Here is an 11,560-nt window from a genome sequence, read left to right as displayed (position 1 = left end):
ACATGAAAAAGATATTCTTAGCAGCTATAGCCATCGCGCTCTTTGCCTCTTGTAGCAAGAGCTTCCTGGAACGCTCTCCCGTAGATGAACAAACGGAAGAGTCCTTCTACAAAACCCCTGACCAGGCATTGCAGGCACTGGTAGCCGTATACAATGAACTGGAGATCGGTGATTATGATAATATCCACCTGGTATCTGAATTAGCCAGTGACGACTGTTTTGGCGGCGGTGGTGCTTCTGACCTGGTATGGAAACAATGGGATCGCTTCGAAGCAAGTTCCAACATGAACCTGACCCTCTGGCAGAAATACTACACAGGCATATACAGAGCCAATATCCTCTTATCAAAAATAGACAATGTAAGCTGGGGCAGCGATACTACTTTAAAAACACAGTACATCGCCGAAGCCCGTTTCCTGAGAGCCTACTTCTATTTCGATGTGGTAAGGATGTTCGGACATGTGCCGCTGACAACCAAGCCACTCACACCAAGTGAACTGAACCTGGCCCAGGCAGAACCAGCAGCCGTGTACGCACAGATTGCGCAAGACCTGAAATACGCAGCTGATAACCTGACGGCTACTCCCTATTCCAGCATTTCATCTTCAAACTATGGAAGGGTGAACAAATGGGCGGCAGAAGCCATGATAGGCCGTGTATTCCTGTATTACACCGGCTATTATAGTCAGAACGACCTGGCAGGCGTCATCACCAAAGCACAGGCAGTAACCTACCTGGATAACCTGATCAACACAGGTGGCTACGGGCTGGTAAGCAACTTCGCCAACCTCTGGCAGTCCGCACTCACCAACTTTGTGGGAGAAGACAATAAGGAAACCGTATGGTCTATCAAATTCACCTACAAAGGCCTGGGCAACTGGAGTCAGCACAATGGTAACCGCATGCAGGTAGACATTGCAATCCGCAACCAGGTACTCAATCCTTACTACAAAGGATGGGGCGCAGGAACTGTATCAGCGGGTCTGTGGAATGCATATGATAATAATGATACCCGTCGTGGTGCTTCCATTGTATCTATTGCAAATGAAAACCTCACCGCTTATTCACAGGGAGATCAGACACAATACACCGGTTATTTCTGGAAAAAATACACCCCAATGAATTCCGGCAATGCCGTAGAAATGGGTGGTGACTTCCAGATCGATAACTACTACGATGATGTGGTGATCCGCTATGCAGATGTGTTGCTGATGGCAGCAGAACTGAACCTGGATGGCAACCTGGCTAAAGCACAGGATTACTATAACCAGGTACGCGACAGGGCATTCCAAAGCACCAGCTACCGCAAAACGCTGACTGCTGATGCTTCAGGTAAAACCCTGATCATGAACGAACGCAGACTGGAACTGGCACTGGAAGGACAGCGCTACTGGGATTTACTGCGCCAGGGTGTAGATGTGGCAAAAGCAGCCATCGACAATGCAAGTACTTCTGACATGACCGTGAGCTTCCCTGCTGCAACAAAGGGCTTGTTCAAAATTCCGGAACAGGAAATCAGTTTGTCAAATGGCGTGTATCAACAAAATGCCGGATGGTGATTTTATAATTCCACAAAACATTAAAAATGAAAAACTATATTATACTGTCACTACTGGTACTGGCTTGTGCGTTTACAGCCTGCACCAAAGAAGATAGTGAGAGCATGGGATCTCCGACCATCGCACAGTCCAGCCTTAAATTCTCTGTTACACAGAAAAGCGGGTATGATAATATTATATACCTGAATAGCCAGACGAGTGGTGGATATATTCCTTTCTGGCAATATACCGGGGGCTTCTCCAAAAAAATGCTGGATACTATCAACCTGCCATTTGCAGGTAATTACTGGATCAGGTACACCGTGTATACACCCGGTGGTCCGGTAGGTGACTCTACAAAGATCACTGTATCTGAAAATGACCCTGAATATTTCAGTAATGCAACATGGAACCTGCTGGCAAATGGTGCTAATGGAAGGACCTGGGTATGGGCTTCAGATGTGCCTACCTTATACTGCTATGGTAATGGTCCCGGCGATGCACTGACGCCTGCCTGGTGGACGAATGGACTGAGCTACCTGGTTGAAAAGGGTGTGCAGAATGATGAGATGACATTTGACCTGAATGGGGCTAAAAACTTTACGTTTAATCATAATGGCACATTGACAAAAGCCATTTTTGAACTGGATACAACAGCGCAGAAAGTGAAGATAACGGGTAGTGACATTAGCCTGGGAACAAAGGCGACGTATACAATTGCGAAGCTGAATGACAATGAGCTGACGCTCGTGGAGCAGGGAGATGGCTGGAGAAATATCTGGCTGTTTAAAAGAAAAGGATATAGTTATTGATAACAAGGGCTGGCTTTTCAGCCAGCCCTTTTCGTGTTTATTCATAACCGGGATTCTGATAATACAGGCCCGGTTTTATTTGCATTTCAGATTTCGGAACAGGATACAATTCCTGCGTCACATCGATAGATTTTGAATAGTTTGTTTGTAACCAGGTATTCATCACATCCAGGCATCTTCCTGTGCGGATCAAATCTCCCCAATAGATCCCTTCCCAGGCCAGTTCATGCCTTCTCTCCGTTTCCAACAACAACCTGAATTCTGACTGAGACACACCAGAAATAGCTGTGAGCCCGGCTCTTGCCCTGATCCTGTTCACGATGCTAATCGCTTCGGCTGTAGGACCGCTTGTTTCATTCACAGCCTGTGCATACATCAGCATTACATCTTCCGGTCTTAAGATTGGGAAGTTAATGCCCCAGTCAGAACTACTGAGAATAGCAGCAGCGGCAGAGGAATCCAGGTATTTTTTGAAATAGTTACGCTTTGTCATCACGCCTGATTTATTCCTGTATACGGTGTCGAGGATCACAAACTTTCTTTTATCTCCCGCCTCGAAACTATTGATCAGATCATCGGATGGGAAACCCTGCATATAGTATGAACCATAAGGAGTGATCTTCGTATCCATATCGAGTGGGATCACTTCTCCCGGAATGGGATTGCCTAAACCCTTACCGCCGGATAAATACTGTACTTCGAAGAGATAGTATTTATTGTCGCTGCTGGTTTTAAAGATCTCTGCATAGGTAGATGCAAAGGTCCAACCGGCATTTTCGGCATTCAATACCTGCCTGAATGCATTGATGGCATTTGCATAGTTTTCTGTTTTATTAAAAGGATAACCTGCCATGAACATATAAGCCCGGCCTAAGATACCCAGGGCGGCCAGTTTGGTAGCACGGCCCTTGTCTGTACCGCTGTAGCTGGTGGGCAGCAAGACAGCTGCTGCGCTGAGTTCACTGACAATGAAATTATAAATCGTATCTGCACCTACCCGGGGATAACTGAGTGCTTCTTCTGAAGATACCTTGTGTTCTATCAAAGGTACCGCACCAAAAACTTTGACTAATTCAAAATAAGCGAGCGCTCTTAAAAACTTACATTCGCCTTTCATCCGGCTCCGCTTTGTCGTATCTGTGAATGAAATATCATCTATCCTGTCCAGCACCTGGTTCGCTCTTTCTATCATTTCATAATCGTTTGTCCAGGCAGTTTGCAGCGTACCCAGGGCCGAAGTAATCTCGAAGGCAGATAGGCTGAAGTAATCTCTGGCCGCATCCTGCCTGTCTACATAATAGTTATTGGACCGTACTTCAGAGAGGTACAGATTGTTCACATCAGGAAAGGTAAGCAGCTTGTTGTACACTCCATTCACAGCCTGTACAATGTCATTTTCCGTTTTATAAAAGCTGCTTTCATTCTGATTGGAGATGGGCGCTGTATCCAGAAAATCTTTATTACAGGCCGCTAATATGCTGATGCAAATGATTGCGATAAAATATTTCATGTGGCTCATTTTTATAATCCGATATTAATACCCATGCTGTAAGTGCGTGCAGTCGGATAACTGGACCAGTCACTCAGGTAATCATACTGAAATGCTTCAGGGGAATAACCACCGGAATAACTATCATGCATCCACAGATTGTCTACGCTGAAATACAACCTGGCACTGCTGATCCCTTTTACGATTCCAGGGCGGAAAGTATAACCGAGGGTGATGTTCTTGATCTTGTAAAAAGCACCACTGTATAACCAGCGGGTATCGTACAAACTGGCTGTAGAGGCATCAATGCGGGGAGTCTTGCCATCACCGGGCTCACTCAGGCTACGGAATCGGTTCACCCATACCTGCTTTGCATTGTAGTTGCCCAGGCCAGTAGTAGGCCGGTCAATGTTGCGGCCGAACATGCTGAAGATCTGGTTGCCCCACTGACCCTGGAATAAAACAGACAGATCGAAACGCTTGTAACTGAAACGGTTCGTCATCCCCCAGGTATAGTTGGGATCAGGGTGACCTACCCCGGTCATGTCATTGGCATCGATACTGCCGTCTTTGTTTACGTCTCTGTACACAGGATCACCAATGATCGTACTGGCCCTTTTAGGCAGGTTTTTAAGCTGATCTTCGGTTTGGTATACTCCTACAGCATCGTAGAGAACATAGGAGTATAAAGGCCTTCCTACAGCTATTTTTACAGTACTCTCCCAACCGGTGTAGATGGGGGTGTTGTCATTGTTCAGTTTTACCACCTTGTTCTTGTTCCAGGAGAAGTTCAGGGAGGTCTCCCAGTTGAAGTTCTTCGTTTTGATATTCCTTGTGCTCAGGTTGATCTCATACCCCCAGTTTCTCACAGAACCGATATTGGCATTTTGCTTAGTAAAACCGGTAGCCCTGGCCACGGGTACGCTGAGCAGCAGGTCTCTGGTCATCTTGTCGTAATAATCGAAAGAAATAGAGAGACGGTCTTTCAGCACACTGGCATCAAAACCAACATCATTGGAGGTCGTTTTTTCCCAGCGCAGGTTAGGGTTGGTGATACTGGTCACGGAGAAACCGGTGGTTTGTGCCTGGGTTTCACCAAATACGTAGTTTGTACTGGTCACCAAACCGATGGCAGGGTAATCACCTCCTATTCTGTCATTCCCTGCAATCCCCCATGCGTAGCGGAGTTTCAGGTCATTGAAAATATGTTTCAGCCCACTCATAAATCGTTCATCACTGATCCTCCAGCCTACAGAGGCAGCGGGAAATGCACCCCAGCGGGAATCCTCCCCAAAACGGGAACTACCATCCTGCCTGAAGCTCACAGACAATAAATAACGGCTGTTATAATTGTAGTTGATACGGCCAAAGAAGGAAACCAGTGTACGTTTTGATTCAGTGGTACTACTGGCTGTCACGGTAGAGGATCCCTGGTCAAAAGTATACAGGTTATCATTGGCGAATACTTTATTGGTCTGGGTGCTGGTAGCTATATTGTTATTTTCCGTACTAGCGCCCGCAATGAAGTTAAAGCCATGTTTACCCACTTGTTTATCATAGGTGAGCAAAGCCTGGAAGAGGTAGTATTGATTGCGGGAAGTTTTGCGGGTAGCGGTGCTCTGTGAACCTTCTGCCGCCGTACGCCTGGCAGAAGTAACGGAAGTAGGCTGATAATATTTATAGTCACTGCTGCTGCTGTTCCAGGCACCGGTCAGGTTCAGGCGGAGACCTTTTGCCAGGGCAGCATTGATGTACATCTGGGAAAGCAGTTTCGTCAGCTCCGTTTTGTTCATCGTCTTTTCCATCACTTCCACAGGGCTGATCTGGTCCGCCACCCAACGATACGCATCCGTACCAATGGCACCGGAGTGTACACCGACACCTTTCTCCTGGATAGGTGCGGTACCTGCTACTGAAGGCCCTATTCCTCCGCGGCCATCAATACCGGCGCCGTCTGTCCAGGAGATAGAAGGTGATAAATTCAAACCCAGTTTTACGCGATCGCTGAGTTTTATTTCCATGTTAGAACGGAAGGTATAACGCTTATAACCGGTGTTCACAGCCATCCCATCCTGATCCATGTATTCACCCGATAAGAGGTAGGCCACGTTTTCATTGCCGCCGGATGCAGAGAGATTGTATTTCTGCATCCATGCCGGCTGGAAGAATTCATCCTGCCAGTCTACGAAATCGAGACTGTCTGTACCGTAATTCCAGTAAGGATCGTACATGTAGGTAGTGTTGGCCAGTTTATGCGTATTGGCGGTAGTACCTCCTAATTCTGTTGCCCGGAAATTCATGTTATCGCCGGCCTGGTAGTTCTTCCCTTTGGTTCTGCCATAGGCTGTCCAGGAGGAATCAATGAGATCTTTCTTCAATTGGATCCATTGTGTGGGCGACATCATGGCTACTAATTTTTCCGGTGCCTGCCTTGCATAGTTAGCAGAGAAAGCGATAACGGGTCTGCCGCTTTTCCCTCTTTTGGTAGTGATGAGCACTACACCATTGGAACCTCTGGCACCATAGATCGCTGCCGCCGATGCATCTTTGAGCACGTCTACGGATTGAATGGTAGCAGGGTCCATGTCGCCAAGGTCTTCTACGGGAACACCGTCTACAATGTACAGGGGATCATTGCTGCCTGATACGGAGGCAGCACCCCGCACCCTGATCTGTAAAGCGGCGCCGGGTGTACCGGTTACAGACTGTACCTGCACTCCGGGCATCTGGGCAGCAAGGGCCTGATCGATGCGGGTGATGGGCCGATCTTTGATCTGGGTTTCGCCGATAGATGCTACAGCGCCGACCAGGTTCTTTTTAGCAACGCTGCCATAGCCGATAACGACGACCTCATTCAATCCTCTGTTTACCTTGGATAAACGGATGCTGAGATGTGGGCCACTGACGGTGACCTCTTTCGATTCATAACCGACATAAGAGATCACAAGTGTTGCATTGTTAGATACGTCGAGCGTGAATTGTCCCTGGGCATTGGTGGTGGTACCTCTGGGGGTATTTTTCACCTGCACACTCACGCCGATTAATGGTGTCTGATCTGCATCGTCCACGATTTGTCCTGTTACGGGGGCGAATGCTGCATAGAGGCATTGCGGAATGAGCAATGCAGCCAGCAATAGAAGTTTTTTCATAACGCTTTCGTTGGTTGATACTAATTGAAAAAGATTAGCCAGGCCACCAGTGCGGTAGCCGATATAATAAGAATGAGTAATAGTTTTTCTAATCGTTTGAGACGCGTAAGCCGTTGTTGTTGGTAATGCGATTCCATGTGGGTAAAAGTAGGCGCAGGGGTGTAGGGGAACAATGGAAATTTGTACTATTTAATGGTGATTTAATCGCAATGAGCAAAAAAAAACAGTTCCCACCTTCGGTAGAAACTGTTTTTTGCCAGCGGAACTGGTATGACCTGCATTTGGTCAAAATGCAAATTATTTATCTGTTTTAAATGGACTTGCAGGCAGCCCGGCCCTGTTATACAAATTCACAACAGGATTACCTGCCCATCCATATCTTACTACCAATGGTTTTGATATTCCGGGTGCTGATACAAGCACTGTATTCCCCTCAATCCTTGCATTCGCAAATACAAATTTCTGATCCGCACCTGCAATCGCAAACCCTTTCAATGTATCGCCTTTCGCGACCAATCCTCCATCAGTATGTTCAAAATACAAACGGATCTCCTTCCCTTTTATTTCCATCTTTGAATACACAGGACCACTGTAGACATTATTCTGTCCATAGGTTTTCGCCTCTGCGATCAAAGCTAATCGCAGCCCGATCTCCTGCTTATTCTTCGGATGTATATTCCCCGGATCTTCCGGGTTTGCATTATCTATCGCCACTGCCATCCCACTATTCGGAATACTTAAATTCTCCAGCTGCGCCTGCCTGATTAACACCGTTCCATTCTCTTTCACTGCCAATGAATCCGGCTTACCATAATTCGCTAACTGCACATAATAAAAAGGGAATTCTACCTGCTGCCATTCCGCCCGCCATCCCGCTACCAATGTCTCCATCAGTGAACGATAAATGTTTGGATTGTTTGCATTGGATTCTCCCTGGTACCAGATTGCTCCTTTAATTGTATAAGGAACCAGCGGTGCTACCATGCCATTGTATAACACTGCCGGACTATGCTGATCATGCTGGGGATTAGGGTCCTTCGGTGCTCTCGGTGGGTCTTTATGTTCCGCCTTTGCCACAGCAGCATCTGTGTTATATTTCTCTAAAGCTACCGCATATTTACTTCGTGCAACAAAGCTTGTATCATAACCCGCTTTCCGCGCAGTATATACATCTAATAAGGACTGGAAATTATGTGTAGCCAATTCTTTTTTGCTTATCCATGCTTCCGCTGTACTGCCACCATAAGCCGTCGTGAGTAAACCTACCGGTACATGTAATTGCTGTTGCAGATGACGGGCAAAGAAATAAGCAGCAGCAGAGAAATGACCAACCGTTGCTGGTGAACAAATTTCCCACTTCCCTTTTACATCAGACTGAATCGTATCTGTCGGCGTAAAGTCCGTATCAAACACACGGATCAAGGGATAATTTGCTGCTGCCACTTCTGCAGCTTCATTATATACCCCGCACCAATACCTGTCTTCGCGGGCCACTGTCATGTCCATATTTGACTGACCTGAGCAAAGCCATACTTCCCCTAAATAAATATCAGACAGGCGAATATTATTTATCGCCAGTGTATAAGGGCCACCTGCTTTAGCCGTAGGCAATACCGCCTGCCAGCGTCCATCTTTACCCACCGTCGTCGCTATCGTTTTATTATCCCAGTTATTCCGGATCGTCACCTTCTCACCGGCATTCCCCCATCCCCAGATATTCACTTCCGCATTTTGCTGCAACACCATATGATCTCCCACTACTGATGGCAAACGTAATGTTGTCGGCTTCAATTCGTCCGGACTATCCTTCGTATACAGGTTAATCTTCCTGGATGCACCGGGTCTGAACAATTCCTGGATCACCGGCAGCTTCACCTCTACAGCAGGATTGAATTTAGCTGACTGCATATACTTCAGTAAACTATAATGCAGTTGCCGGGTAACGATCCCTTCCTTTTTCAGGTCAATACTTGATATGAGCAAACGCCCCTTCCCTACTTTCGCTTCTACCGCCATCCCAATTCGCCTGTTCAGGAACCAGGTATCTATGTTCTGGATCAACGGGGTCAGGCCTGCTGGGAAATCTGACAGGTCCATCACCTGCGTATTATTCACCAGCTCCCACCACTGGTAATCACTATAATAATCGGTTGGAAAATCTGCAAACAATGGATGCTTGGGGTTCACTAAAATACCCAGCGTATGCGGCGGTCGCATCTTAAACCAGGATGTATTCCAGAACACCGGTGTAAAGTTTTGTATCACTTCTTTCCCCTGCTGTACCTTGCCTGCTGCCAGCAGTAACACCTTGCCCCCGTTCTGTAATTCTTTTTGTGCGGTAGCATCCAGTGTATCACATACATACACCCCTTTATCAGTGATTTCTAACGCAGGCGGATATACCCACAGCGGCCAGCTGTTGCTTATTTCCGTACCATCCAGACTGGTCTCTAAAATTACATTTCCATTAAAATTTAAAGGCACATGCAATTCACCTAAAGGGATATTATCACCTAATGGAATATTCGTAACAGGGAATGTACCCTGCTGCAATACCTTTCCTGTCTTGTCTTTTATCTTCCATACAGGCTGCAAAGCACCCAATGCTTTCTCTCCAAAATTCGTTACTGATATAGCTGCATGCAGGGTATCCCGGCTGGTATATACAAACTTTTGTATTCTTGCCAGCAATACCGTCGGACTACAAAAACGCCGCCACTCCTTTTCGCTGACATAAGGTTTTTCATTCCAGAATGGATCCAATACTCCTACCAATGCCGTGCCCTGACCGGGATAATCATTGATGGACAATAACTGGAAGCCCGCCAGACCAGGTGTACGCAACGCCGCTTCTATCTCAGCTTTATAACACAGGACCTGCAATTTCCCGGAAGCCATAAAGAAATCTTTCGCCTGTGCACCCATGTGATGTGCGTTCAGCTGGTCGCGGAAGATCTCGAAATTCTTTGCCTTGTATAATCCTGCATATTTGGGTATCTCAGTAAAGTCAGGATACACACACCACTGCCCCATTTCATGGCTGACATAGGGTACATGAAAATCTTTGATACGCTCATAGTAATCGAAATCACTCCCCGGCAATGTAGACCAGCGCAGACCACGTGCCCCCGCCTTTACCATGTATTCATTGTCCGGCACCAGGGGCCAGCTATTACCTACAGAGGCGCCTGTATATACACGCCTGTTATCTTTCTCTTTCCAGTAGGCAATGAATTGCGTGAGGTAATCTACCTGGTGACCGCCCTTGGGTTCATTGCCATAAGCGAGCATACAGAAAGATGCATAGTTTCCATATGCTTTCGCTATGCGATTGGTTTCATCATAAATGTATTGATCTACCGGCAGACCATCGCCCAGTGAGGTACCATGATTCGCCCAGCTGGGTCCTTCCGGCTGCAAATAAAAACCTACTTTATCAGCCGCGCTGAAAGCAGCTTCCGGCGGGCACCAGGAATGGAAACGCATATGATTCAGACCATATGATTTCGCTTTCTGGAAAATACGCATCCAGCTGGCTTCATCCATCGGCGGATACCCCGTTAAAGGAAACACCGCATTGTCTACCGTACCACGCAGAAATACAGGCCTGCCATTCACCATAAAGCGGGTATTGTAGATGCTGAATTCCCGCATACCGAAAATGATGTTCTTTACACTGGCCTCACCATCCGCAGGTGTCAGCTGTACCTGCAAAGTGTATAAGTTAGGATGAAACTCATCCCACAGCAATACATCATTCCCCATTGGATAATCGACCACCACAGTGCCCGTGTCCTCTTTCAGTTGAAACGGAAATTCCTTCGCTGGTATATTATTCGCAGACACAACGATATGGCCGCCTACAGCTCCCTTATTTTTCCTACCCACTATTATTTTCAACCGCGCCACATGATTCTTCACATCCGGGTATACCTGCACATCCTCCATCCATATTGTACTCCCTGCATTCAATTCCAGTTTGCCGATCGTTCCATTCCAGTTCCCCTGTGTATGATCTGTTATACTATGTGAATCGGGTCCTACATTGACCTCCTTAATCCGGTTATCAATACGCACCAAAATTGTATGCTTCCCCGGGGGCAGCAAGGCAGACAAATCATATATATGTGGCGCACTCATACTATTCTGCATACCGGCACGCTGCCCGTCTACATACACCACTGTTTCCCAATGCGGTCTTTCCATAGTGAATGTAATACGCCGGTCCTTCCAGTCAGCCGGAATAGTAACTACTTTCTGATACCATGCCGGACCGACATAGGTCTTTGCCGGTGTAAGCCAGAAAGGAAATTTAATATTCCCCGGCACCCGGTATTTCGCCATTTCAGGATTGAAGTACCAGGAGCTATCATAGATACTCCCTGTCCATTTCGTGTTCACCGACACATCTGTGCCCTTCCCGTTTTCCAGCATAGAACCCGGTAGTTTCACGGTGCTCCATTGTCCGGCAGAATCAGTGGTGAACTGCCATTCTCCCTTCAGGGAAATTGTTTGTGCTTTTACAGACAGCATACAGCCAAGCAGCAATGCTATCAATCCAGTTTGTTTCAT

The 11,560-nt window shown here is 46.9% G+C and carries 5 protein-coding genes; 2 read left to right on the top strand and 3 right to left on the bottom strand.

Annotated features, from left to right (window positions below; genetic code table 11):
- Positions 1–2: 2 nt before the first annotated feature.
- Complete coding sequence (locus U0033_RS32695; RefSeq protein ID WP_072362974.1) at positions 3–1,559, top strand: RagB/SusD family nutrient uptake outer membrane protein; 1,557 nt, start codon at positions 3–5, stop codon at positions 1,557–1,559.
- Positions 1,560–1,585: 26 nt separating this feature from the next.
- Positions 1,586–2,350, top strand: coding sequence for a hypothetical protein (locus U0033_RS32690; protein ID WP_072362975.1), 765 nt, complete (start codon positions 1,586–1,588; stop codon positions 2,348–2,350).
- 37 nt (positions 2,351–2,387) lie between these two features.
- On the opposite strand, the gene U0033_RS32685 is transcribed toward U0033_RS32690, so the two are convergent.
- From U0033_RS32685 to U0033_RS32675, 3 genes are all read right to left on the bottom strand, one after another.
- Positions 2,388–3,860, bottom strand: a complete 1,473-nt coding sequence (locus tag U0033_RS32685) for a RagB/SusD family nutrient uptake outer membrane protein (protein WP_177318645.1) — start codon at positions 3,858–3,860, stop codon at positions 2,388–2,390.
- Positions 3,861–3,871: 11 nt separating this feature from the next.
- Positions 3,872–6,988: a SusC/RagA family TonB-linked outer membrane protein gene (locus tag U0033_RS32680; RefSeq protein ID WP_072362977.1), complete on the bottom strand. Its 3,117-nt coding sequence runs from the start codon at positions 6,986–6,988 to the stop codon at positions 3,872–3,874.
- A gap of 297 nt (positions 6,989–7,285) precedes the next feature.
- Positions 7,286–11,560, bottom strand: coding sequence for a sialate O-acetylesterase (locus U0033_RS32675; protein ID WP_083571632.1), 4,275 nt, complete (start codon positions 11,558–11,560; stop codon positions 7,286–7,288).

Origin of the sequence: Chitinophaga sancti (assembly GCF_034424315.1) — a bacterium.
Taxonomy (GTDB): domain Bacteria; phylum Bacteroidota; class Bacteroidia; order Chitinophagales; family Chitinophagaceae; genus Chitinophaga; species Chitinophaga sancti.
The sequence above is the reverse complement of the archived record's forward strand: the minus strand, read 5'-3'. Positions and strand labels throughout refer to the sequence as shown.

Coding starts and splice junctions, on each gene's coding strand:
- U0033_RS32685 (WP_177318645.1), bottom strand. CDS start 3,860: ATGAAATATTTTATCGCAATCATTTGCATCAGCATATTAGCGGCCTGT.
- U0033_RS32690 (WP_072362975.1), top strand. CDS start 1,586: ATGAAAAACTATATTATACTGTCACTACTGGTACTGGCTTGTGCGTTT.
- U0033_RS32680 (WP_072362977.1), bottom strand. CDS start 6,988: ATGAAAAAACTTCTATTGCTGGCTGCATTGCTCATTCCGCAATGCCTC.
- U0033_RS32675 (WP_083571632.1), bottom strand. CDS start 11,560: ATGAAACAAACTGGATTGATAGCATTGCTGCTTGGCTGTATGCTGTCT.
- U0033_RS32695 (WP_072362974.1), top strand. CDS start 3: ATGAAAAAGATATTCTTAGCAGCTATAGCCATCGCGCTCTTTGCCTCT.